General features: G+C 72.4%; 24 protein-coding genes and 1 riboswitch. Of the genes, 16 read left to right on the top strand and 8 right to left on the bottom strand.

Features of this window, described 5'->3' with window-relative positions; all coding sequences use genetic code 11:
• Window positions 1–7 precede the first annotated feature (7 nt).
• A complete protein-coding gene (locus tag HS041_RS24275; RefSeq protein WP_196443105.1) occupies window positions 8–826 on the bottom strand; it encodes a hypothetical protein in 819 nt (272 codons plus the stop codon).
• Between the two features lie 84 nt (window positions 827–910).
• Between HS041_RS24275 and HS041_RS24270 the strand changes: the two genes are divergently transcribed.
• Both HS041_RS24270 and HS041_RS24265 read left to right on the top strand, forming a co-directional pair.
• On the top strand, window positions 911–1,321 hold the full coding sequence (locus HS041_RS24270) for an acyl-CoA thioesterase (RefSeq protein ID WP_196443104.1): 411 nt from the start codon (window positions 911–913) through the stop codon (window positions 1,319–1,321).
• The gene (locus HS041_RS24265) at window positions 1,318–2,445 is read left to right on the top strand and encodes a zinc-dependent alcohol dehydrogenase family protein (RefSeq protein ID WP_196443103.1); all 1,128 of its coding nucleotides are present in this window, start codon (window positions 1,318–1,320) and stop codon (window positions 2,443–2,445) included. Before HS041_RS24270 ends, HS041_RS24265 begins: the two co-directional genes overlap by 4 nt.
• A gap of 57 nt (window positions 2,446–2,502) precedes the next feature.
• On the opposite strand, the gene HS041_RS24260 is transcribed toward HS041_RS24265, so the two are convergent.
• Window positions 2,503–4,071 (bottom strand): FAD-binding oxidoreductase, encoded by a 1,569-nt coding sequence (locus HS041_RS24260; protein ID WP_196443531.1) that lies wholly within the window; start codon window positions 4,069–4,071, stop codon window positions 2,503–2,505.
• Between the two features lie 103 nt (window positions 4,072–4,174).
• Here HS041_RS24260 and HS041_RS24255 point away from each other — a divergent pair, with 103 nt between their 5' ends.
• From HS041_RS24255 to HS041_RS24240, 4 genes are all read left to right on the top strand, one after another.
• Window positions 4,175–4,813, top strand: coding sequence for a TetR/AcrR family transcriptional regulator (locus tag HS041_RS24255; RefSeq protein WP_196443102.1), 639 nt, complete (start codon window positions 4,175–4,177; stop codon window positions 4,811–4,813).
• Complete coding sequence (locus HS041_RS24250) at window positions 4,810–6,315, top strand: glycerol-3-phosphate dehydrogenase/oxidase (protein ID WP_196443101.1); 1,506 nt, start codon at window positions 4,810–4,812, stop codon at window positions 6,313–6,315. The genes HS041_RS24255 and HS041_RS24250 overlap by 4 nt, the downstream gene beginning before the upstream one ends.
• A 100-nt stretch (window positions 6,316–6,415) precedes the next feature.
• Window positions 6,416–7,354 carry a sucrase ferredoxin gene (locus HS041_RS24245; RefSeq protein ID WP_196443100.1) on the top strand — a complete coding sequence of 313 codons (939 nt, stop codon included), beginning with the start codon at window positions 6,416–6,418 and terminating at the stop codon, window positions 7,352–7,354.
• Window positions 7,355–7,457: 103 nt separating this feature from the next.
• Window positions 7,458–7,772 carry a WhiB family transcriptional regulator gene (locus tag HS041_RS24240; RefSeq protein ID WP_184943121.1) on the top strand — a complete coding sequence of 105 codons (315 nt, stop codon included), beginning with the start codon at window positions 7,458–7,460 and terminating at the stop codon, window positions 7,770–7,772.
• Between the two features lie 57 nt (window positions 7,773–7,829).
• Here HS041_RS24240 and HS041_RS24235 read toward each other — a convergent pair whose 3' ends face one another.
• The 4 genes from HS041_RS24235 to HS041_RS24220 all read right to left on the bottom strand — a co-directional run bounded on the left by HS041_RS24235 (window position 7,830) and on the right by HS041_RS24220 (window position 12,261).
• Window positions 7,830–8,504, bottom strand: coding sequence for a phosphoribosyltransferase (locus HS041_RS24235; RefSeq protein ID WP_196443099.1), 675 nt, complete (start codon window positions 8,502–8,504; stop codon window positions 7,830–7,832).
• A gap of 64 nt (window positions 8,505–8,568) precedes the next feature.
• Window positions 8,569–9,588 carry a ribosome small subunit-dependent GTPase A gene (gene rsgA, locus HS041_RS24230; protein WP_307845443.1) on the bottom strand — a complete coding sequence of 340 codons (1,020 nt, stop codon included), beginning with the start codon at window positions 9,586–9,588 and terminating at the stop codon, window positions 8,569–8,571.
• Window positions 9,589–9,897: 309 nt separating this feature from the next.
• Window positions 9,898–11,175, bottom strand: a complete 1,278-nt coding sequence (gene glyA / locus HS041_RS24225) for a serine hydroxymethyltransferase (protein WP_501224835.1) — start codon at window positions 11,173–11,175, stop codon at window positions 9,898–9,900.
• 11 nt (window positions 11,176–11,186) lie between these two features.
• Window positions 11,187–11,266, bottom strand: a riboswitch (ZMP/ZTP riboswitch).
• Window positions 11,260–12,261 (bottom strand): YihY/virulence factor BrkB family protein, encoded by a 1,002-nt coding sequence (locus tag HS041_RS24220; RefSeq protein WP_230879577.1) that lies wholly within the window; start codon window positions 12,259–12,261, stop codon window positions 11,260–11,262. Its footprint overlaps the riboswitch before it by 7 nt.
• 184 nt (window positions 12,262–12,445) lie before the next feature.
• On the opposite strand from HS041_RS24220, the gene HS041_RS39460 reads away from it, so the two are divergent.
• The 6 genes from HS041_RS39460 to HS041_RS24200 all read left to right on the top strand — a co-directional run bounded on the left by HS041_RS39460 (window position 12,446) and on the right by HS041_RS24200 (window position 16,284).
• Complete coding sequence (locus HS041_RS39460) at window positions 12,446–12,574, top strand: hypothetical protein (protein WP_255530053.1); 129 nt, start codon at window positions 12,446–12,448, stop codon at window positions 12,572–12,574.
• Between the two features lie 97 nt (window positions 12,575–12,671).
• Complete coding sequence (locus tag HS041_RS40480) at window positions 12,672–12,761, top strand: putative leader peptide (RefSeq protein ID WP_373294325.1); 90 nt, start codon at window positions 12,672–12,674, stop codon at window positions 12,759–12,761.
• A 157-nt stretch (window positions 12,762–12,918) separates the two neighbouring features.
• Window positions 12,919–14,601 (top strand): nitrite/sulfite reductase, encoded by a 1,683-nt coding sequence (locus tag HS041_RS24215; RefSeq protein WP_196443095.1) that lies wholly within the window; start codon window positions 12,919–12,921, stop codon window positions 14,599–14,601.
• Window positions 14,598–14,744: an Insertion element protein gene (locus HS041_RS24210; RefSeq protein ID WP_196443094.1), complete on the top strand. Its 147-nt coding sequence runs from the start codon at window positions 14,598–14,600 to the stop codon at window positions 14,742–14,744. Before HS041_RS24215 ends, HS041_RS24210 begins: the two co-directional genes overlap by 4 nt.
• 56 nt (window positions 14,745–14,800) lie before the next feature.
• Window positions 14,801–15,529: a phosphoadenylyl-sulfate reductase gene (locus tag HS041_RS24205; RefSeq protein ID WP_196443093.1), complete on the top strand. Its 729-nt coding sequence runs from the start codon at window positions 14,801–14,803 to the stop codon at window positions 15,527–15,529.
• The gene (locus HS041_RS24200) at window positions 15,511–16,284 is read left to right on the top strand and encodes a sirohydrochlorin chelatase (protein ID WP_196443092.1); all 774 of its coding nucleotides are present in this window, start codon (window positions 15,511–15,513) and stop codon (window positions 16,282–16,284) included. Before HS041_RS24205 ends, HS041_RS24200 begins: the two co-directional genes overlap by 19 nt.
• A gap of 12 nt (window positions 16,285–16,296) precedes the next feature.
• On the opposite strand, the gene HS041_RS40155 is transcribed toward HS041_RS24200, so the two are convergent.
• On the bottom strand, window positions 16,297–17,010 hold the full coding sequence (locus HS041_RS40155) for a DUF1707 SHOCT-like domain-containing protein (RefSeq protein WP_196443091.1): 714 nt from the start codon (window positions 17,008–17,010) through the stop codon (window positions 16,297–16,299).
• A 192-nt stretch (window positions 17,011–17,202) separates the two neighbouring features.
• Here HS041_RS40155 and HS041_RS24190 point away from each other — a divergent pair, with 192 nt between their 5' ends.
• From HS041_RS24190 to glgX, 3 genes are all read left to right on the top strand, one after another.
• Window positions 17,203–18,660, top strand: coding sequence for an ankyrin repeat domain-containing protein (locus tag HS041_RS24190; protein ID WP_196443090.1), 1,458 nt, complete (start codon window positions 17,203–17,205; stop codon window positions 18,658–18,660).
• 101 nt (window positions 18,661–18,761) lie between these two features.
• Window positions 18,762–19,190: an OsmC family protein gene (locus HS041_RS24185; protein WP_196443089.1), complete on the top strand. Its 429-nt coding sequence runs from the start codon at window positions 18,762–18,764 to the stop codon at window positions 19,188–19,190.
• A gap of 137 nt (window positions 19,191–19,327) precedes the next feature.
• Entirely contained in the window at window positions 19,328–21,448 is a 2,121-nt protein-coding gene (gene glgX / locus HS041_RS24180) for a glycogen debranching protein GlgX (protein WP_196443088.1), read from the top strand.
• Window positions 21,449–21,493: 45 nt separating this feature from the next.
• Here glgX and HS041_RS24175 read toward each other — a convergent pair whose 3' ends face one another.
• Window positions 21,494–21,958: a hypothetical protein gene (locus tag HS041_RS24175; protein WP_230879576.1), complete on the bottom strand. Its 465-nt coding sequence runs from the start codon at window positions 21,956–21,958 to the stop codon at window positions 21,494–21,496.
• Between the two features lie 45 nt (window positions 21,959–22,003).
• Between HS041_RS24175 and HS041_RS24170 the strand changes: the two genes are divergently transcribed.
• Window positions 22,004–22,738 (top strand): pyrimidine reductase family protein, encoded by a 735-nt coding sequence (locus HS041_RS24170; protein ID WP_196443087.1) that lies wholly within the window; start codon window positions 22,004–22,006, stop codon window positions 22,736–22,738.
• Window positions 22,739–22,787 lie beyond the last annotated feature (49 nt).

The raw sequence follows: 22,787 nt of genomic DNA, 5'->3' as shown, positions 1-22,787 counted from the left end.
ATCCCGGTCAGAACCTGCTGAGGCGGAAGTCGTGGAAGTCCACCCGGGTCGGGGTCCCGCCCTCCGGCTCCCGCCCCGCCATCACGCCCACCGCGGTCACCGGGAACGGCGCGCCGCCGTCCACGGCGTCGGCCACGCGCCTGCCGTCCACCCAGAGCGTCAGCAGCGTCCTGCGCGGCTCCGTCAGGCAGACCGCCTCCAGGTCGACGGCCCGGCCCGGCTCGTCCAGCCGCCGTCGCGGCGCCTGCCCGGCCACCGCCAGGCGGGAGACCTGGACCCCGCCGGCCACCTTGGCGATCACGGCCCTCCCGTCGCCTTCCACGAACAGGTCGTAGCCGTTCCTGCCGCCCGGGCCCGAGCGGCAGGAAAGCCCGGCCCGGCCGCCGCTCCCCGCCTCGTGGACACGCATCCGGACGTTCAGGAGGGCGGTCACCGGCGGGGCGGCGGTGAGCGGCGCGAGCGCGAGCCGGTCGGGGGCCGCGGCGCCGGCGGTCAGCCGGAGGCCGCGGCCTGCGGCGCCGGGGGGACCGGCAGCGCCGGAGGAGGAGACGGCGCCGGAGGGCGCGGGAGGAGCGGGGAGTCCGGAAGGCTCGGATGTACCGCCCGGCGTGCCGGTCCAGCCCTTCGTCCCCGCGGCGAAGTCGTCGGCGAACACCGTCTCCACCGGATCGGGAGGCCCGTCGTCGGCCCAGAGGAACGCCCCTGCGGCGGCCAGCGCCAGCGCCAGCGCCGCTCCCCCGCGGGCGGCCCACGGGGGCGGCCGCCGTCCGGCGCGACGGCCCGCCGCCTGCGCCCTCGCCAGGTGAACGGCGCCGCGTCCGCCCATCGGTGCTCCCCTCCCGGCCTGCCGGAGAGGCGATCATCCCAGCCCCGCGCGACCGCCGTACAGCTCTGGAATATAGTTCTGTCCGTGTACGCGCACTGGGAGACCGTCCCCACACGGTGGAAGGACAACGACGTCTACGGCCACATGAACAACGCCGTCCATTACTCGTTGATGGACACGGTGATCAACACGTGGCTGATCAGGACCGCGGGCCTGGACATCCACGGGGGTGACGCCATCGGCCTGTGCGTGGAGTCGCACTGCGTCTACAAGGCCTCGGTCTCCTTCCCCGAGGCCGTCCGGGTCGGGCTCCGGATCGGGAGGCTGGGCCGCTCCAGCGTCCGCTACGAGCTCGGCCTGTTCCGCGAGGACGGCGCGACCGTCGTGGCGGAGGGCCACTTCGTCCACGTCTTCGTGGACCGGGAGACCCGCAGGCCCGCCGAGATCCCGGCGCCGCTGCGCGCCGCCATGGAGAAATTGGTGATCGACGAATGAGCACGTCCACCCGTACGGCCGTCCTGGTGGAGGCGGGCCGCCCGGCCCCCTACGCGGACTCGCGCCCCCTGCAGGTCATGCCGCTGACACTCGACCCGCCCGGCCCCGGAGAGCTGCTGATCCGGGTGCGGGCGGCGGGGCTGTGCCACTCGGACCTCTCGGTGATCAACGGCTCCCGCCCCCGGCCGCTGCCGATGGCCCTCGGCCACGAGGCCGCCGGCGAGGTCGTGGCGACGGGCGAGGGCACCGAGTTCGCCCCCGGCGACCACGTGGTGCTGGCCTTCGTCCCGGCCTGCGGGCACTGCCCTCGCTGCGCCGGGGGCCGTCCCGCGCTGTGCGAGCCGGGTGCGGCGGCCAACGGGAGCGGCACCCTGCTCGGCGGCGGGCTGCGCTTCGCCGACGCCGAGGGCGGCCGCCCCTGGCACCATCTCGGCGTGTCGGCCTTCTCGGAGTACACGGTCGTCTCGGCGCGCTCGGCGGTCAAGGTCGATCCGGAGCTGCCCGCGGAGATCGCCGCCCTGTTCGGCTGCGCCGTGCTGACCGGCGCGGGCGCCGCCTTCTACAGCGCGCAGGTCGCGCCCGGCGACAGCGTCGCGGTGTTCGGGCTGGGCGGGGTCGGGCTGGCCGCGCTGCTGGCGGCGAAGGCCGCCGGGGCGGCGACCCTGGTCGCGGTGGACGTGGTGGAGTCCAAGCTGGAGCTGGCGCGCAAGCTCGGCGCGACGCACACCGTCGCGGGCGGCCCGGACGCCGTCGAGGCGGTCCGGGAGATCACCCGCGGCGGGGCCGAGAAGGTCGTCGACACCACCGGGGTGGTCCCGGTCCTGGAGCAGGCCTACCGGGCCACGGCCCGGGGCGGCACCACGGTGACCGTCGGCCTGCCGGACCCCTCCCGCGAGCTGGTCCTGCCCGCCCTCAGCCTGGTCGCCGAGGAGCGCACGCTCCGGGGCAGCTACCTGGGCTCGTGCGTGCCCCGCCGGGACGTGCCGCGCTTCATCGACATGTACCGGGCCGGGGTCCTGCCGGTGGACGCGCTGCTGTCGCACCGGCTGACCCTGGACGAGGTCAACGAGGGCTTCGACCGCCTGCACACCGGCGAGGCCGTCCGCCAGGTGATCGTCTTCTGAGGGTCGTCCGATCCGGCCGGCGCGCCCGGGTGACCGCCTCCCGGCGGGCGCCGGGCCTCAGGGGACCAGCACGCCGGGATTGAGGACGCCTTCGGGGTCGAGGCGCTCCTTGATCCCTCGCAGGACCTCCGCTCCCAGCTCGCCGATCTCGGCGGCGTAGGCGTCGCGGTGGTCGCGGCCGACGCCGTGGTGGTGGGAGATCGTGCCGCCCGCCGCGACGATCGCCTCGTTGACCGAGCGCTTGGCCGCCTCCCACTGCCCGACCGGGTCCCCGCTCTGGGCCGTGACGACGGTGAAGTACAGCGAGGCGCCGGTGCCGTACACGTGGGAGATGTGGCACATCACCAGCGGCGAGCCGAGCGAGCCGTGCAGCGAGAGCCGCACGGCGTCGTACAGGCGCGGCAGGCCGGACCAGAACCCGGCCGTCTCCAGGGTCTCCACCGTGGCGCCGGCGGCGAGCAGGGAGTCGCGCAGGTAGGGGGCCGAGTAGCGGCCGTGCGCCCAGGACTCGCCGGGGCCGGCGCCCAGGCAGGTCCCGCCGAGCCCGGCCAGGACCGCGGCGGCCCGCTCGCGGCGCCCGGCCGCCTCGGCGGCCTCGCCCTCGTAACCCGCGATCACCAGGCAGCCGGCGTCGGTCGCCGGGCCGCCGAGTTCCCCGGGCTTGGCCAGGCCGATCATCGTCTCGGTCTCGTCCGACAGACGCAGCACGGTCGGCAGCGGGCCGTCCTGCGCCAGGCGGCGCAACGCGGCCGTGCCCTCGGCGAAGGAGGCGAAGCGCCAGCCCTCGTAGATCCGCGCGGCGGGGATCCGGTTCACCCGGAGCCGGAGCGAGGTGATCACCCCGAAGGCGCCCTCCGAGCCGAGGATCACCTGGCGCAGGTCGGGTCCGGCCGCGGACTTGGGCGCGCGGCCGAGGTCGAGGGTCCCGCGCGGGGTGGCCACGGTCATCCCGACGACCATGTCGTCGAAGCGGCCGTACCCGGCCGAGGCCTGGCCGCTGGAGCGCGCCGCGGCGAAACCGCCCAGCGTGGCGTATTCGAACGACTGGGGGAAGTGCCCCAGAGTGAGCCCGTGGGCGGCCAGCAGTTCCTCGGCCTGCGGCCCTCGCAGGCCCGGTTCCACCTCCACGACCATCGACTCGGTGTCCACCGAGACGAGCCGGTTCAGCCGGGCCAGGTCCAGCGCGACGACCCCGGTGAACCCTTCGCGTACCGGGGTCAGCCCGCCGACGACCGAGGTGCCCCCGCCGAAGGGGACCACCGCGACCCGGTTCGCGGCGCAGATCCGCAGCAGCTCCAGCACCTCGTCGTGCGAGCCGGGCAGCACCACGGCGTCGGGGGCGTCGGAGCCGTCCCCGGCGCGCATGCGCATCAGGTCGGGGGTGGACTTGCCCCGGGTGTGGCGGACGCGTGCTTCCTCGCCGGAGCGCACGTTCCCGGCGCCGACGGCGGACTCCAGCTCGGCGAAGACGGCCGCGGGGAGCGCCGCGGCGGGCAGCCGCACCTCGCCCAGGCTCACCGCGGGCGCGTCGGGCGCGCGCACGCCCAGGATCTCCTGGAGCAGCTTGCGGACCGGTTCCGGCAGGTCGGCGGCTCTGGCGGGGTCGCCCCAGCCGGACCAGAGCATGGGTTCCGCGGCGGTCGCCGGAGTCGCCGGGGTGTTGGGGGTCGTCAGGTTCTCCGGGGTTACCGCTTCCGCACGATGAGTTTCCACCCCTACACTGTGACATATGACGTCCATTCGTCACAATACGGTCAGCAATGGCGGCGAGGACCCCGACGAACCCCGGAACGCTGCGCACAGGGGCCACGGGGAGCGCGAGAGCCGCGGGGGGCACGGCGACGCCGTCCTCGACGCGGCGCGCGAGGTGGTGCTCGCCGTCGGGGTGCGGCGCACCACTCTCACCGACGTGGCGCGCCGGGCCGGGGTCTCCCGGATGACCGTCTACCGCCACTGGCCCGACGTGCGGAGTCTGGTCGCCGACCTGATGACCCGCGAGTGGGTGCTCGTCGCGGGCGGCTTCGCCACAGAGGACCCGGTCACCGCCGCCGTCGGGGTGGTGCGGGCACTGCGCGGCCACCCGCTCTGGCGCAAGATCGTCGAAGTGGACCCCGAGCTGCTCCTGCCGTACCTGCTGGACCGCCGGGGCTCCAGCCACGACGCCATGCTCGCCCTGATCGAACTGGGGATCGCACGGGGCCAGGACCAGGGCACCGTACGGCCGGGCGAGCCCGAGGCGATGGCCAGGGCCGTGCTGCTGACCGCCCAGTCCTTCCTGCTCTCCGGGCCGACCATGCTCGGCCCCGTCACCGAGGGCGAGCTGGACGCCGAACTCGCCACCCTTCTGGAGAGGTACCTGTCGCCATGAGATCCTCCCTCAACGCCGCCCGCCGCTCCCGCGAGCTCGCCGAGCTGGCCGGCGGCCTGGCCGTCGACGTGCTGGTGGTCGGGCTGGGCGCCACCGGGGCGGGGGCGGCGCTCGACGCGGCCTCCCGCGGCCTGTCGGTGGCCGCGATCGACGCCTGCGACCTGGCGTTCGGCACCTCGCGGTGGAGCTCCAAGATGATCCACGGCGGCCTGCGCTACCTCGCCAGGGGGCAGCTCGGGGTGGCCCACGAGAGCGCGGTCGAACGCGGCGTGCTGCTCCGCCGCACCGCCCCGCACCTGGTCCGGGCCCAGCCGTACCTCCTTCCGCTGACCCCGGAGGTCTCCACAGCCCAGGCGGCGCTGGTGATGACCGGCTACCGGCTGGGCGACGGACTGCGCGCCACCGCCCGCACGCCGCGCCGACTGCTTCCGGGCCCCTCCCGGATCTCCGCCTCCCGGGCGCTGGAGCTGGCCGCGCCGCTGAACCCGCGCGGGCTGCGCGGGGCCCTGCTCTCCTGGGACGGGCGGCTGGTCGACGACGCCCGGCTGGTGGTCGCGCTGGCCAGGACGGCCGCCGCGCAGGGGGCCAGGGTCCTGACCCGGTGCCGCGCGCTGGAGCTGGCCGGGGACGGGGCACTGGTCCGCGACGAGCTGACCGGGGAGACCTTCACGATCCGGGCGAAAGCCGTGATCAACGCCGCGGGGGTCTGGGCCGCGGGCCTCGACCCGGACCTCCGGCTGCGTCCCTCGCGCGGCACCCACCTGGTGCTCCGGCCGGAGACCCTGCCCGGTCTGAAGGCGGGCCTGCACGTCCCGATCCCCGGCGAGGGCAACCGCTTCGCGCTGGTGCTGCCCCAGGCCGACGGGCGGATCTACGTCGGGCTGACCGACGAGCCGGTGGAGGGGCCGGTCCCCGACGTCCCCGAGGCTCCGGAGGAGGACGTGGCGTTCCTGCTCGGCGTGCTCAACTCGGTGCTGGGCACGGCCGTCCGGCGCGAGGAGGTGGCCGGCACCTTCGCCGGGCTCCGGCCGCTGCTGGCCGCCGAGGGGCGTACCGCCGACCTGTCGCGCAGGCACGCCCTGCTCACCTCCCCCGGCGGGGTGGTCACGGTCGTCGGCGGCAAGCTGACCACCTACCGGCGGATGGCCGAGGACGCGGTGGACCACGCCGTCCGGCTGCGCGGCCTGGACGCGGGCGGGAGCCGTACGGCGCGGCTGCCCCTGGTCGGCGTCCTCCATCCGGGGGTCGACGCTCCCGCGCGGCTGGTGGAGCGGTACGGAGGCGAGGCGGAAGGCGTGCACGCGCTGGCGCTCTCCGATCCGGCGCTGGCCGAGACGCTGCCGACCGGGGTCACCGTGGCCGAGCTGGTGTGGGCGGTCCGGCACGAGGGAGCCCTGGACGCCGCCGACCTGCTGGACCGCAGGACCCGGATCGGCCTCGTCCCCCGGGACCGGGAGGCGGCCCTGCCCGCGGCGGAGGCTGCGCTGACCTACCGGGATTAGACCCGGCACGCGCGGGATGCCTTCATCCATCCCGCCCCCCCTACGACATGCCCTCGAATCCCTTAGGTTAGTCTTACCTAAGTCTGGATAGGGAGGGTGTGTGAGCACGGTGAACGTTTCCGGCAGGGCGGCCAAGGGATGCACGCACCCCTCGGGCTGCCACACCGGCGATGTGCCCGTGTACGCCAGTGCCACGGTCGGCGCCCGGTTCTGGCTGCTCATCGAGCACTCCGGACCGTGGGCCTCCCACCTGGAGGACTGCGTCCTCCCCGAGGACGTTCACACCCTTATCAAACGGGCGACGCGCCTCGGCATCCGCCCCCAGCTGATCCGCAGGACCGACCGGAGAAGCCCCGCGCGGGACGGCGTCCACGTCATGGTCGCCGACTCCACGGCGGCCGAGCCCTGGATCGCCGAGGCCTGGCTCGCCGACCCGGACGATCTTGACTTGGACGCTCTGGTGGCCGGAGTGCTCCCCGAGTCCTGCATACTTGTGAGTGAGCCGGTTTTTCTGGTCTGTACGCACGCCAAGCGCAACGCGTGCTGCGCCCGCATTGGACTTCCCCTTGCTCGTTCCCTGGCAGAGGTTTTGCCGGACAGAGTATGGGAAACATCACATGTTGGCGGCGATCGCTACGCCGCCAATCTGGTGTGCTTGCCACACGGCCTTTACTACGGCAGCATGTCTCAGGCTGCTGCGATCGCAGCAGCCAACGCGTACCGGTCCGGCGAGGTCATCCTCGACCGTTTCCGGGGACGCGCAGGCATCCCTGAGCCATTGCAAGCCGCCGAGCATTTCGTCCGTGCCCACACGGGTGAGCTCTCGGTCGGCGGAGTGGCCGTGGAGTCCTCCAGGTCGGACGGGTCCGCCACCGAAGTCATCGTGCTCGGTGACGGCGCCCGTTTTCGGGTAGTGGTTGAACCCATGACGTTCACGACGCCATGTGGTACGGCTTGCGCCGACACGATCACCACCTATCGGCTGGTCTCGCTGGACAGGCTTTTGCCTGTGCGGTATGCCACGCCCGTGTTGACCTGACAGAGGGAACATCGCGGCCGGTCCACGCGTTGGCTCCAAGGATGTCAAAAACGTCCAATGCGGTAGTAACCCGAAATACTTCTCACTAGAAGGTGGTTTTCTCATGTCTCAGGTACGTCGGCAGACCGCCCGGCCTCGGCCCAGCTGGGGCTGGCAGGATGACGCCGCGTGCCGGGGCGAGGACCTTGTGCTCTTCTTCGGTCCCGATGGCGAGCGTCAGCCCGAGCGTGATATCCGCGAGCGTAAGGCCAAGGCCATCTGCGGCCAGTGCCCCGTCCGCGCCGAGTGCCTTGACTACGCGCTGTCCCGTCCGGAGAAGTACGGCACCTGGGGCGGCCTGAACGAGGACGAGCGCGCCTCCGAGCGCCGCCGTCGCATGCGCCGCGCCGCCAGCGCCGGCATCAGCGCCGTCGCCTGAACAAACCTCCACCCGGCTTTCCCCCGCACGTGTGATCTCGCTGACGTTCCTGCGAGATCACACGCTGTCCCGCGCACGGGCCCAGGTGTCGAGCAGGTCGAGAACATCGGCGTCGCCGAGCTGGTCGAACCTCCGGTACCACTGTCCCACAGCGTAGAAGTCCGGAGGCGTGGCGAGCGTCACCACCTCGTCGGCCTCCGTCCGCATGGCCCGCGCCGTCTCCGGCGCCGCCACCGGGACGGCGAGCACCAGCCGCCCGGGACGCCCCGCCCCGACCGCGCGCAGCGCCGCCCGGGCGGTGACGCCCGTGGCCAGCCCGTCGTCGACCACGACCACGTTCCTGCCGCCCGGCGCGGGCAGCCGCCGTTCCCTCCGGTAGACCTCGACGCGCCGGGCCAGTTCGGCGCGCTCCGCCTCGACCACGTGGGCGAGGTCCTCCTCGGTCAGCCCCAGGCGTGCCAGCACGCCCTCGTCGAAGACGGGCTCACCGCCCTCGGCCACCGCCCCCACCCCGAACTCCGGGTTGGCCGGATGGCCGATCTTCCTGCTGACCAGCACGTCGAGCACGCCGCCCAGCCGCACCGCGACGGGAACGGCCACCTCCACTCCCCCGCGCGGCAGCGCGAGCACGATCGGGTCCTCCAGCCCCAGGGCCGAGAGTCTCTCGCCCAGGAGGACGCCCGCCTCCGCCCGGCCGGCGAAGGGCAGGCGCACTCCCGGGTCACCGCTCATGAGCCCGGCCCCTTCCGGACCGGGGATACTGTCACATAACTCACATAGCGGTCATACCCACATCTCAGGGACGGTTACGGCCGGGCTTCCGCATCTCCTTGTGGATGACCTTCCACTTGTTCTGCAGCTCCTTGCGGAGCCTCGCGTCGGTCCTGGACGCCATCCAGGTGGCCTCCCGCTGGAGCTTGTTCCAGCTCGCCAGCCGCCGCTCGGGGAGCGTGCCGTCCTCGATCGCGGCGATGACGGCGCAACCGGGCTCGCTGTCGTGCCCGCAGTCGGCGAACCTGCACCGCGCCGCCAGCTCCTCGATGTCGGAGAAGACCAGGTCCACGCCCTCGCCCATGTCGTACAGGCCGATCCGCCGGATGCCGGGGGTGTCGATGACGAGCCCGCCCCCGCCGAGCGGGATGAGCTCACGGTGCACGGTGGTGTGCCGTCCCCGGCCGTCCCCGGCGCGGACCTGCTGGGTCTCCATCACCGCCTCCCCCGCCAGCGCGTTGACCAGGGTGGATTTGCCCGCGCCCGAGGCGCCCAGCACCACGGCGGTGCGGGTCCCGCCCAGGTAGCCGCGGACGATGTCCACGCCCTGTCCGGTGAGGGAGCAGACCGCATGGACGTCCACGCCTGGTGCGGCCGCGGCGACCTCGCCCATCAGGTAGTCGAGGCTGTCACCGACGAGGTCGGCTTTGGTGACGAGCACCACCGGCTGCCCGCCGCTCTCCCAGGCCAGCGCGAGCAGCCGCTCGATCCGGCCCAGGTCGGCGGTGTCGGTGGCGTGCAGAGCGGGCTCGGCGACGAAGACGACGTCGACGTTGGCGGCCAGGACCTGCCCCTGGGAGTCGCCGGACAGCCCGCCCTGCGAGGTGCGGCCCACCCCTCCCCTGACGAAGGCGGTACGGCGCGGCAGGAGCGCGTCGAGCTCGAAACGCCCCTCGGGCAACCGCCGGAGCGCGGCCCAGTCGCCCACGCAGGGCAGGGCCACCGGGTCGGCCGCGGCGGCCCGCCGTACCCGCGCGCTGTAGTGGACCGTCAGATGGCCGTCGGCACAGAGCGCCTCGGCGGCGCCGCGGTCGACGCGGGCCACTCGGGCGGGAATCGTACCGGCGGGGAGCTCGGCGGCGAGAGAGTCGTTCCAGCCGAGCGAAGAAAGATCGTAAGAACCAGAGAGAACTGGCGAGGACAACGTGGGTACACCCTTTTCGAAAGCCGGGTGCCCGCGCTGGAAGCGGCTAGAGGGACACCCGGGGGTTGATGGACGGCAGGCTCACCAGAAAAACCCGCATAGTCCTCACCTCCCGGTGTCATGGCCGCTGCTCTCGACGCAGCGACGAAGCCGGGTCCACTATAGCGCGGACCCGGCTTCCGATCGCAAGGGGTTAACCGCGGCCGTCCCTCACAGGCCCGGAGCCGGGAACTGCGAGGTCAGCTCGAGCACCTCGGCGTGCACGCGGCCGATGACGTGCTCGGCCTCGTCCTCGCCCTTGGCCAGGGCCGTGACGACCTGGTCGATCCAGGCGCCGATCTGCCGCATCTCGGCCACGCCCATGCCCCGGCTGGTGACACCGGCGGTGCCGATCCGGATGCCCGAGGGGTCGAACGGCTTGCGCGTGTCGAACGGCACGGTGTTGTAGTTGGTCTCCAGGCCGGCCCGGTCCAGCGCCTGGGCGGCCGGCTTGCCGCCGATGCCCTTGGGGGTCAGGTCGAACAGGATGAGGTGGTTGTCGGTGCCGCCGGAGACGAGGTCGAAGCCGCGGCCCTTGAGTTCCTCGGCCAGCGCCTGCGCGTTCAGGACGACCTGGCGGGCGTAGGCCTTGAACTCGTCGGTGGAGGCCTCCTTGAGCGCCACCGCGATGGCCGCGGTGGTGTGGTTGTGCGGGCCGCCCTGCAGGCCGGGGAAGACGGCCTTGTTCAGCGCGGTGGCGTGCTCGTCGGAGGTGGCCATGAGCATGGCGCCGCGGGGGCCGCGCAGCGTCTTGTGGGTGGTGGTGGAGATGACGTCGGCGTGGCCGACCGGCGAGGGGTGGGCGCCACCGGCGACCAGGCCGGCGATGTGGGCGATGTCGGCGGCGAGGACGGCGCCGACCTCGCGGGCGATCTCCGCGAAGGCCGGGAAGTCGATCGTGCGCGGGATGGCGGTGCCGCCGCAGAAGATCAGCTTGGGGCGCTCGCGCAGCGCGATCTCACGGACCTCGTCCATGTCGACGCGGCCGGTGTCCTTGCGCACGCCGTACCGGACCGGGTTGAACCACTTGCCGGTGGCCGAGACCGACCAGCCGTGGGTGAGGTGGCCGCCGAAGGGCAGGCCCATGCCCATCACGGTGTCGCCGGGGTTGAGGAAGGCCATGTAGACGGCGAGGTTGGCGGGCGAGCCCGAGTAGGGCTGGACGTTGGCGTGGTTCACGCCGAACAGCGACTTGGCGCGGTCGATGGCGAGGGTCTCGATCTGGTCGATGACCTGCTGGCCCTCGTAGTAGCGCTTGCCGGCGTAACCCTCGGAGTACTTGTTCGTGAGAACGGTCCCCGTGGCCTCGAGCACGGCCTTGGAGACGTAGTTCTCCGAGGCGATCAGCTTGACGGTGTCGGCCTGGCGGCGTTCCTCCGCCTTGACGAGTTCGGCGATCTGCGGATCGACACTGGAAAGAGAACTCATTGCGCCTTCACTCCTTGTCATCGTTGACAACGCGCGAAGACCCAGGCGCGCGGCCTCCGCCATTCCGCTCCCCGGTGGTTGCCCACCCAATGCGCCAGTCGCGGCTTAGACGATAGCGGACTCGCCCGTCCGGCCGACGCGGCCGGTGCCGTCCGCCGGCCAGAGCCGGTCCACCTCGGCGTTGAGCGTGGCGCCGATGAGCACGGCCAGGGCGGTGATGTAGAGCCAGAGCAGCACCGCGACGGGGGCGGCCAGCGAGCCGTAGATGGAGACCGGGGAGAACCACGCGGCGAGGACCTCGCGCAGCACCGCGGCGCAGGCGATCCAGATGATGAGCGCGAGCACGGCCCCGGGCGTCTCCCGCCACCAGCGCGTGCGCACCGGGACGCTCACGTGGTAGAGCAGGGTGAGGAAGAAGACCGAGCCGACGACGACGACCGGCCAGTAGAGGATGTCCACCAGCATGGTGTAGTCGGGCGGCAGCGCGCCCTGCAGCGCCGCCGGGCCCAGCACCAGGACCGGCATGACGAACAGGCCGCTCAGCAGGCCCGCGAGATAGAGCCCGAAGGACATCAGGCGGGTGCGGATGATGCCGCGCTCCTCGCCGAGCCCGTAGGCCAGGGCGATCAGGTCCACGTAGACGAACAGCGCCCGCGAACCCGACCAGAGGGCGAGCAGGAAGCCCAGCGAGATCAGCGAGACCTGGTTCTCCGGTTTCAGCACGTCGCTGATGAGCGGGGTGACGACGGTGTCCACGGCGTTGTCGGTGAACAGCAGGTGCGCCTGCGCCTCGATCCAGGTCCTGACGTCCTGCACGGTCTCCGGGCCGAAGACGCCGGTGAGCTGGCCGACCACGCCGATCAGGCCGAGCACGAACGGCGGCAGCGACAGCAGCGCGAAGAAGGCCGCCTCCCCCGCCAGGCCGGTGACCCGGTAGTTGACGCCGGCGTTGGTCGTGGCGACGAGCAGCGTCCAGGTGTCGGTGCCGCGCACCCACGACAGCCCGGCCCGGAGCCTGGCGCTGTGCCGGCGCAGCCGGGAGTGGCCCCGGCGCCGCGCGCGCTTGCCGGGCCCGGGCCGCTGCGGCGAGGCCTCAGTGGACGTCATGGCACCCAACGGTATTCCTTGCGGTCCGCTATAACGAGTCCGATCACGGGCGACCCGACCCCGTGTCACTGCCCGGGCCACCTGCGGAGAAACCCCCTCACCCGGCGGGACGCGCCGCGGGCCCGCGCGCCGGCGGCCCGTCCCGGCCCCGTGCGCGACCGGGGGACGGGGGCACAATGGAGACATGATCTGTCGGGAGTGCAAGGACCGCCGCCACGAGAAGTGCCGGGGCGGGTCGTGGTGCGACTGCCAGCACCAGATCGCCGCGGAGGAGCCCCGCGAGTCCCCGCTGGTCTGGCCCCGCCAGGGCTGAACCGCATCCGGAGCGGCGTCGGAGGAGGTCGCGCGGGTCGCCCGGCGTCCAGAGTGTGGACTTTATATTGGACATCTCGGGCCGCCAAGGTATCGTCATGGACATGCCAGCGGACCCCATGCTCGTCGTGCGACGCCACGTCGACCTTCTGCGTGTCCGCAGCGCCATCTGTTGTGACGTCCGTTGACCGTCGCCCCTCGCTGATTTCTGCCAGCTCGGGCGCGTGACAGGCGTTCTTCTCCGAGTGACCTTCTCTGAGCGATCGACCCCCGTACTCAACGACGAGGCGGGAGGTGCCTGTGCGTGTGCCCGGAAATCACCCACGATCCGATAAGGACGCGCACATGACGACCCCGGCCCGTCCGGCCAACCGCCACCACAAGCGCCCGCGAGGCGAAGGTCAGTGGGCTCTCGGCTACCGCGAGCCGCTGAACAAGAACGAAGAGCTCAAGAAGAACGACGACGGGCTCAACGTCCGCCAGCGGATCATCGACATCTACTCCAAGGGCGGGTTCGACTCCATCGATCCGGCCGACCTGCGGGGCCGGATGCGCTGGTACGGGCTCTACACCCAGCGCAAGCCCGGGATCGACGGCGGCAAGACCGCGGTCCTGGAGCCGGAGGAGCTCGACGACCGCTACTTCATGCTCCGCGTCCGGATCGACGGCGGCCGGCTCAACCTGGAGCAGCTGCGCGTCATCGCCGACATCTCCAACGAGTACGGCCGCGGCACCGCCGACGTCACCGACCGGCAGAACATCCAGCTCCACTGGATCGAGATCGAGTCCGTCCCGGACATCTGGCGGCGGCTGGAGGCGGTGGGCCTGTCCACCACCGAGGCCTGCGGCGACACCCCGCGCGTCATCATCGGCTGCCCGCTGGCCGGCATCGACGCCGAGGAGGTCCTCGACGCCACCGCGCAGATCAGCCGGATCCACGAGGACTACATCGGCAACCCCGAGTACTCCAACCTTCCGCGCAAGTTCAAGTCGGCGCTGTCGGGCTGCCCGGCGCACTGCACCGTGCACGAGATCAACGACGTGGCCTTCGTCGGCGTCGTCAACGAGCACGGCGAGCGCGGCTACGACCTGTGGGTCGGCGGCGGCCTGTCGACCAACCCGATGCTGGCCAAGCGGCTCGGCGTCTTCGTCACCCCCGAGCAGGCCTCCGAGGTCTACGGCGGCGTGATCGGCATCTTCCGCGACTACGGCTACCGCCGCCTGCGCCACCGGGCGCGGATCAAGTTCCTGGTCAACGACTGGGGCGCCGAGAAGTTCCGCGCGATCCTGGAGAAGGAGTACCTCGGCTACACCCTGCCGGACGGCCCCGCGCCCGAGCTCCCGCGCGGCGGCCGCCGTGACCACGTGGGCGTCTTCCCGCAGAAGGACGGCAACTTCTACGTCGGCTTCGCGCCGCGGGTCGGCCGCCTCGACGGGGACAAGCTGCACCTGATCGCCGACATCGCCGAGCGGCACGGTTCCGGGCGGGTCCACACCACGGTCGAGCAGAAGATGGTCGTCCTCGACGTCGCGCCGGACCGGGTGGACAGCCTCGTGGCCGAGCTGGAGGCCAACGACCTGCAGGTCAACCCCTCCACCTTCCGCCGCCAGACCATGGCCTGCACCGGCATCGAGTTCTGCAAGCTGGCGATCGTCGACACCAAGAACACCGCGTCCAACCTGATCGACGAGCTGGAGACCCGCCTGCCGGACTTCGCCGAGCCGCTGACCATCAACGTCAACGGCTGCCCGAACTCCTGCGCGCGCATCCAGACCGCCGACATCGGCCTCAAGGGCCAGCTCGTCGTGAACGAGGCGGGTGAGCAGGTGGAGGGCTTCCAGATCCACCTGGGCGGCTCCCTGGGCGTCAACGCCGGCTTCGGCCGCAAGGTCCGCGGCCTGAAGGCCACCTCCGAGGAGCTCCCCGACTACGTCGAGCGGGTGCTGCGCAACTTCGGCAAGCAGAAGAACGAGGGTGAGACCTTCGCCGAGTGGGTCCAGCGCGCCGACGAGGCGGACCTCAAGTGAGCAGCCGGGCCGTCCCCTTCCACTGCCCCTACTGCGGCGAAGAGGACCTGGAGCCCTACGAGGGCGACGGCGGCTGGTACTGCCGCTCGTGCGCCCGCGCCTTCAAGTTGAAGTTTCTCGGGATCGGGGTGCGGACCTCGTGATCGGCAGCGGTCCGCGAGGCACGACCACCCGCGCAGCGAATGAGGAGTGGTGACATATGACACTGGTGGACATCGAGATCGGATTACGCCAGCAGCGCGGCACGCTCGACCTGCAGGAGATCGCCGAGTCGGCCGCGCTGTTCCTGGAGGAGGCCTCCGCCGTCGACATCATCCGCTGGGCGGCGGCGACCTTCGGCGACCGGCTCTGCCTGACCGCCTCGATGAGCGACGCACTGATGATCGACCTGGTCAGCAGGGTCAAGCCGGGCGTGGACGTGCTCTTCATCGACACCGGCTACCACTTCGCCGAGACGATCGGCACCCGTGACGCGGTCCAGCAGGTCTATGACGTCAACGTGATCGACGTGAAGCCGTCGAGGACGGTGGCCGAGCAGGAGCGCGACCTGGGTCCGCGGCTGTTCGGGCGCAACCCCGACCTGTGCTGCTACCTGCGCAAGGTGGAGCCGCTCAACCGCGCGCTGGAGCCGTACCGCGCCTGGGTCTCCGGCATCCGCCGCGACGAGGCCGCCACCCGGGCCGGGATCAAGGTCGTGGAGTGGGACGCCAAGCGGCAGATGGTCAAGATCAACCCCATCGCCCGGTGGACCCAGGAAGACGTCGACAACTACATGGCCGACAACGGCGTGCTGATCAACCCGCTGCACTACGACGACTACCCCTCGATCGGCTGCGCCCCCTGCACCCGCCAGGTCGCCCCGGGAGAGGACCCGCGCAGCGGCCGCTGGGCCGGGATGGGCAAGACCGAATGCGGCATCCACACGTGAGCCGTCCCGTCTCGGCCGCGCCACCGGCGGTCCCGCTGGTGGCGGTGGCGCACGGCTCGCGCGACCCGCGCGCGGCCGCGACGGTGGAATCCCTGATGGAGGCGGTACGGCTGGCGCGGCCGGAGGTCCCGGTGCGCGCCGCCTACCTCGACCACGCCGCGCCGACGCTGGCCGGGGCGCTGTCCGAGCTGACCGAGGCGGTGGTGCTGCCGCTGCTGCTCACCGAGGCCTACCACAGCCGGGTGGACATCCCCGGCGCGCTGGCCGAGGCCTCGGCCCGGCGGCCCCGCCTCCGCGTGCGCCGGGGCACGACGCTCGGACCGCACCCGCTGCTGATCGACGCCCTGGAGCGGCGCCTGGCCGAGGCCGGCGTGGCCGCCGGAGACCCGGGGACCGCCGTGGTGCTGCTCTCGGCGGGCTCCAGCGACCACCGGGCCAACGCGACCGTCGCCGGGATCGCCCGGCGGTGGGCCGGGCGCGGCTGGTGGTCGGTGAGCGCCGCCTACGCCTCGGCCGCCGCGCCCACCCCCGAGGACGAGGTCCGGCGACTGCTCGCCGCCGGGGCCCCGCGCGTGGTGGTCGCCCCCTACCTGCTGGCCCCCGGCTACTTCGCCGACAAGACCCGCGCCGCCGCGCTGGCCGCGGGCGCCGAGGTCGTCGCGGACGTCCTCGGCGCGGCTCCGGAGGTCTCCGCCGTGCTGCTCGAACGGTACGAGCAGGCCCTGCGGACGGGCGAGCGCTCCGCCAGCGCCTGACCGGTCAGCGCGTCACGGCTCGCGCGGGGGGTGGAGCCGGTGCCCGGAGCCGTGCGGCGGCAGCGGCCGGTACGGCTCACCGCCCAGTTCCCCGCGCAGCTCGCGCCACTGCTCCCGCCAGGCGGACCACGTCTTCTTGACCGGCTCGGCCCGGGAGTCCCCGATGACCTTGACGTCGCCCATGAGGGCGAACGCCTTGACCCGGATGCGCGGCGCGTTCGCCCCCGGAGGGGCCTCGATCACCTGGACCTTCTTGTCCCCCATGATCGCGATGCCCTCGAGGTCGACGTCCACCCCGTCCGGCACGATGATCTTCACGTCGCCCATGATCGCGGTGGCGGCGATGTCGACCACCGCACCGGTGCGCACCTCGGCCTCGCGCAGGTCGAGGAGGACGTCGCCCATCACGGCCACCGCGCCGAGCTCCTGGTCGATCCGCCACTTGCCGCGCCGTTTGGAGTCGCCCATGACGGCGACGAACCAGCGCCGCTTCCGGCCGCCCGGAGGGGGGACCGGCACGGGCGAGGGCGCCGGGCCCCGGCCGGCCTGCGGCAGGTCGGAGGTGACGACGGCGAGCTCGGCCTGCGTGACGGCGGTGTAGGCCGCCTCGGTGCGCTCGGTCAGCTCGCCGAGGGTGAGCCGGCCCTCGACGGAGGCGACTCTCAGCTGCTCGACGACGGCCTCGCGTTCGGCGTCTGATGCTCGGATTCCACCCGGATCATTCACATTCACAACATATCGCGAGTTCTGCCGGAGGTGGATCCTCCGGAAGAAGGAACCTTCCCGTACACCGAACGGCGCGAGACGGCACGAGACGGCACGAGACGGCGCGGTCCGGCGCGGTCCGGCGTGAGGATCCCGGGTCCCGGCGTGTGGCCGGCGGCCGTCGCGGCCACCGGCCGCCTATGATCCGGAGACATGTACGAAGAGCTTCTGGACGCGGTTATCGGCAATGACGTCGAGCGGGCCGAGGACCTGCTCCGGAGGGGCACACCCGCCGACCCGGCGGGCGAGGGTGACAGCACCGCGCTCTACCGGGCGGCGACGGGCGGGCGGACGGAGATCGTGCGGGCGCTGCTGGCCGCCGGAGCCGACCCCGACCGGCTCAGCGGCGGTGCGGACGAAGGGCTGCCGCTGTGCGCGGCCGCGGCCTGGGGACGCACCGGGGCGGTCGAGGCCCTGCTGGCCGCCGGAGCCGACCCGGCCGGGCGGGAGAGCCACGGGTGGACCGCGGTGCTCTGGGCCGCCGCCAACGGGCACGCCACCACGCTCGAGACCCTCCTCTCCGCCGGGGCGCCCGCCGAGGACGCCACCGACGGCGGGACGACCGCCCTCACCCTGGCCGTCCGCAGGGGGGCTCTGGGGGCGGTGCGCGCGCTGCTGGCCGCGGGAGCCGACCCGGCGCGGCCGGACGGTGAGGGCGACACTCCGCTGGCGATCGCCTACGACTGGCTCGGCACGCAGCTGGAGAGCGCGCTGCTGGACCAGATCGCCGACCAGGTGAAGGAGGACTCGCACGTCGTGGTGGGGCGCACCCGCGCCGAGGACGGCACCGACCTGGTGACCGTGACGGTGCTGGACGCCGACGGCGATCCCGGCTTCGAAGTGCAGTGCCAGCGCGGTCACGCGGCGATCGCCACCCTCCTGGAGGAGGCCACCGGCGAGCTGCCTTCCTTCGACGAGCTGGCCGAGCGGGCGCTGCCGTACCGGGATCTCGACGAGGAGGCCGAGACCTGGTGGACCGTGGCGGGCTCGCTGCAGCAGCGCGGCGACCGGGAGACCTTCGAGGCCGCGATCCGCGCGTGCGCCGCCGAGGACCCGCGCCGGCGCGAGTTCGCCGTGGACGTGCTCTCCCAGTTCGGCTTCACCGAGGGGGGCAAGCCCTTCCTGGAGGAGTCCCTGCCCGTCCTGCGGCGGATGGCGGCCACCGAGGGCGACGAGCGGGTGCTGCGCTCGGTGCTCGGGGCTCTCGGCCACCACGCCGACCCCCGCGCCCTGCCCGAGGTGCTGGAGATCATCACCTCCGACGACTGGACCCGCACCGAGTCCGACCCCGCGGCGCTGGCCGCGGTCCTGCCACCGGGCCACGCCGACGGGCTCGCGCTGCTGATCTCGATGACCGAGGACCCCGACGACGACGTCCGCGACTGGGCGACCCTGAGCCTGGCGGGCCTGGAACAGGACACCCCGCAGATCCGCGAGGCACTGGCCGCGCGCCTCGACGACGAGGATCTGACCACGGTGGCCGAGGCGGCACGGGGCCTGGCCGCGCGGGGTGACGCGCGGGCGCGTGCCGGGATCGAGCGGGTCCTCGCCGAGAGCGACGACGAGTACGCCAGGGACATCGTCGAGGGTCTCCGGCCGCTTCCGGGGTGATCGCGCGGGCGGTCTGCGAACCGTCCCGGCGCGGGGTGCGTGCCCGCCGGTCGGACGGCGTATGTTCACCATGAACACCTATCGATCGAAGGGACATCGCCATGGCGACGACACGTACCGCGACGACCAACTGGAAGGGCGCTCTGCTCGACGGGTCGGGCTCGGTCTCGCTGGACTCCTCCGGAGTGGGCACGTTCGACGTGTCCTGGCCCTCGCGGGCCGAGGAGCCCAACGGCAAGACCTCGCCCGAGGAGCTCATCGCAGCCGCGCACTCCTCCTGCTTCTCGATGTTCCTGTCCAGCGTGCTGGCCAAGGCGGGCACCCCGCCTCAGTCGCTGGAGACGAAGGCCGACGTGACCTTCCAGCCGGGCGAGGGCATCACCGGGATCGTCATCTCGGTGCGCGCCCAGGTCCCCGGCATCACCGCCGAGCAGTTCCAGGCCTCGGCCGAGACGGCCAAGAGCGGCTGCCCGGTGAGTCAGGCGCTGGCGGCCACCCCGATCAGCCTCAACGCCGAGCTGCTGAGCTGATCGCCGCCGGCTGCCCCTGCCGGCGGCGCCCGCCGCCGGCAGGGGCAGCCGGGAGTCACGTTTCCCGCGCCCGGTAGGGGTGACAAAAAAGGTCAACACCCTGCGATAGAGCCCGGACCGGAGGAGAATAGGGTCACATGCGCGAAGTCTGGCCGGGAGAGCCGTATCCGCTGGGTGGCACCTGGGATGGCGTGGGCACCAGTTTCTCGGTGTTCTCCGAGGTGGCGGAGCGGGTCGAGCTGTGCCTGTTCGACGACGCCGGCCGCGAGGAGCGGGTCGAGCTGCCCGAGGTCGACGGGTTCGTCTGGCACGGATACCTGCCCGGGATCGTGCCCGGGCAGCGGTACGGCTACCGCGTCCACGGCCCCTACGAGCCCTCCCAGGGGCACCGCTGCAACCCCGCCAAGCTCCTCCTCGACCCCTACGCCAAGGCGGTCGAGGGCGACCTGGTCTGGGACGAGTCGCTGTTCTCCTACCGGTTCACCGACCCGAGCAGCCGCAACGACGACGACAGCGCCCCCTTCATGCCGAAGAACGTGGTGATCAATCCGTTCTTCGACTGGGGGACCGACCGGCCGCCCCGCACGCCGTACCACCAGACCGTGATCTACGAGGCGCACGTGCGCGGGCTCACCATGCGCCACCCCGCGGTGCCGGAGGAGCAGCGCGGCACCTACGCGGGGCTGGGCCACCCCGCGGTCATCGAGCACCTGCTGGACCTGGGCGTGACGGCGGTGGAGCTGATGCCCGTCCACCAGTTCGTGCCCGAGCACGCGATGGTGGCCCGGGGGCTGACGAACTACTGGGGCTACAACACCATCGCCTACCTCGCCCCGCACAACGCCTATTCCAGCAGCGGGCAGGGCGGCGAGCAGGTGCTGGAGTTCAAGGCGATGGTCCGGGCGCTGCACGAGGCGGGGATCGAGGTCATCCTCGACGTGGTCTACAACCACACCGCCGAGGGCGACCACATGGGGCCCACCCTGGCTTTCCGGGGCATCGACAACACCGCCTACTACCGGCTGCACGACGGCGACCGGCGCTACTACCTCGACTACACCGGCTGCGGCAACTCCCTCAACGTCCGCTCCCCGCACGCCCTGCAGCTCATCATGGACTCGCTGCGCTACTGGGTGCTGGACATGCACGTGGACGGCTTCCGCTTCGACCTGGCCTCCGCGCTCGCCCGCGAGCTGCACGACGTCGACCGGCTGAGCGCCTTCTTCGACCTGATCCAGCAGGACCCGGTGATCTCCCAGGTGAAGCTGATCGCCGAGCCGTGGGACGTGGGCCCGGGCGGTTACCAGGTGGGCAACTTCCCTCCGCTGTGGACGGAGTGGAACGGCAAATACCGCGACACGGTCCGCGACTTCTGGCGGGGCAGCGGCTCGGCGCTGCCGGAGTTCGCCTCCCGGCTGACCGGCTCGGCGGACCTGTACGCCACCTCCGGCCGCCGGCCGGTGGCCTCGATCAACTTCGTCACCTGCCACGACGGCTTCCCCCTCAACGACCTGGTCTCCTACGACCGCAAGCACAACGAGGCCAACGGGGAGAACAACCGCGACGGCACCGACGACAACCGGTCGTGGAACTGCGGGGCCGAGGGCCCGGTGGAGGACCCCGCGATCGTACGGCTCCGCCGCCGCCAGCGCCGCAACTTCCTGACCACGCTGTTCCTGTCCCAGGGCGTGCCGATGCTGCCGGCCGGCGACGAGTTCGGCCGGACGCAGGGCGGCAACAACAACGCCTACTGCCAGGACAACGAGGTCTCCTGGATCGACTGGTCGCTGGCGAAGACCGAGCGGGACCTGCTGGAGTTCGTCAGGACCCTGTCGCAGCTGCGCCGCGAGCACCCCGTCTTCCAACGGCGCAGGTTCTTCCACGGGCGCAAGGCCGACGACGGCACGCGCGACATCGTCTGGCTCACCCCCTCCGGCGGGGAGATGTCGGCCTCCGACTGGCACACCGGCTACGCCAAGTCGCTGGCGGTCTTCCTCAACGGCGACGCCATCACCGAACCGGGCCCGCGCGGCGAGCGGATCACCGACGACTCGTTCCTGCTGTTGATCAACGGCCACCACGAGGACATGACCTTCGTCCTGCCCGAGGCCCGGTACGGCACGGAGTGGCGCACGGTGCTGGACACCGCCGACGACCTCTCCAGGGACGAGCCGTTCCCCGACGAGTTCTGGCCGCCGGAGGCCGTGATCGCGGTGACCTCGCGCTCCATGCAGGTCCTCTGCTGCCCGAGGGACTAGACACCGGCGCGGAGCGGTCCTGCGCCCGTCCGGCGGAGGACCGCCTCAGCTCCCCGCCGCGACGACGGCGGTGAGCAGGACCAGGACGAACGTCGTCACCCCCGCCAGCCCGTGCAGCAGCACGGCGACCAGCGGGAAGCGCTGCCCGGCCCCGCGCGCGTGCCGCCCCCCGCCCAGCCAGCGGGTGAACATGACGAAACCCAGCACCGCGGAGGCCGTCAGCACGCCGAACGAGACCCAGGCGAAGGCCTGCCGGGCGGTGAGGACGTAGGCGATCCAGCAGCCGAGCGCCGAGACCGCCAGCAGCGGGTGGGCGAAGACCAGCCCGGCCGGGAACCGGGTGACCTTCGTCGACTGCTGTTGCAGGCCGCCGCCGGACAACCACAGGTACAGCAGGTAGATCCCGGCCATCGCGGTGATCAACCAGGTCACGATCGCGACCAGCCCCACGCATCCCTCCCTGATCTCCTGTGATGAATCATGTAACGGGAGCCGGTCGAAGTCACCCATGGCACCGGATCCGTTATGGGGTGGATGCTGTGACAGGGTTGGAGGATGCGCCTCATCCATCCGGTCCCCGCCGGCGAGACCTCCGGCGACCCCGACCTCGCCCGGATCTACGCCTACCCCGCCGGCCCGTGCGTGCGGATCAACATGGTGGCCAGTGCCGACGGCGGAATCTGGCTGGACGGGCTCTCGGGCGGGCTCTCCGGCCGGGGTGACAAGCGGATCTTCGGGACGCTGCGCGGACTCGCCGACGTGGTCCTGGCCGGGGCCTCGACCGTCCGCGACGAGGGGTACCGCCCGGCCCGGCCGCGGGAGTCGTGGCGGGAGCTGCGCGAGGGCCGTCCGCCCGCCCCGCCGGTGGCGGTGCTCACCCGCCGGCTCGACCTGGACCTGGACGCCCCGCTGTTCACCGAGGCGGAGCCGTACGCGCGCACGATCATCGTCACGTGCGAGGCCGCGCCCGCGGACCGGCGCGCCGAGGCCGCCGGGCGCGCCGAGGTGATCGTGGCCGGGGACGACCGGGTGGATCTCGCGGCGGCGGTCAAGGAGCTGGGTGAGCGGGGTCTCGAGCGGGTGCTGTGCGAGGGCGGGGCGAAGGTCAACGGGCAGCTCGCGGCGGCGGGGCTGGTCGACGAGCTCTGCCTGACGGTCAGCCCGATGCTGGTCGGCGGGTCCGCGGCGCGGATTCTCGACGGCGGCGACGCACTCACGGGCCTCCGGCTGGCCCACGTCCTGGAGGAGGACGGCTTCCTGTTCACCCGGTACGTCCGGGAGTCCCGTTAGGTCCGTCGTCCGGCCATCCGGATGACCGTCGATCGGTGGACATGGGCCG

Origin of the sequence: Planomonospora sp. ID67723 (assembly GCF_015711605.1) — a bacterium.
Taxonomy (GTDB): domain Bacteria; phylum Actinomycetota; class Actinomycetes; order Streptosporangiales; family Streptosporangiaceae; genus Planomonospora_A.
This window is presented reverse-complemented; position numbering and strand designations above follow the sequence as displayed.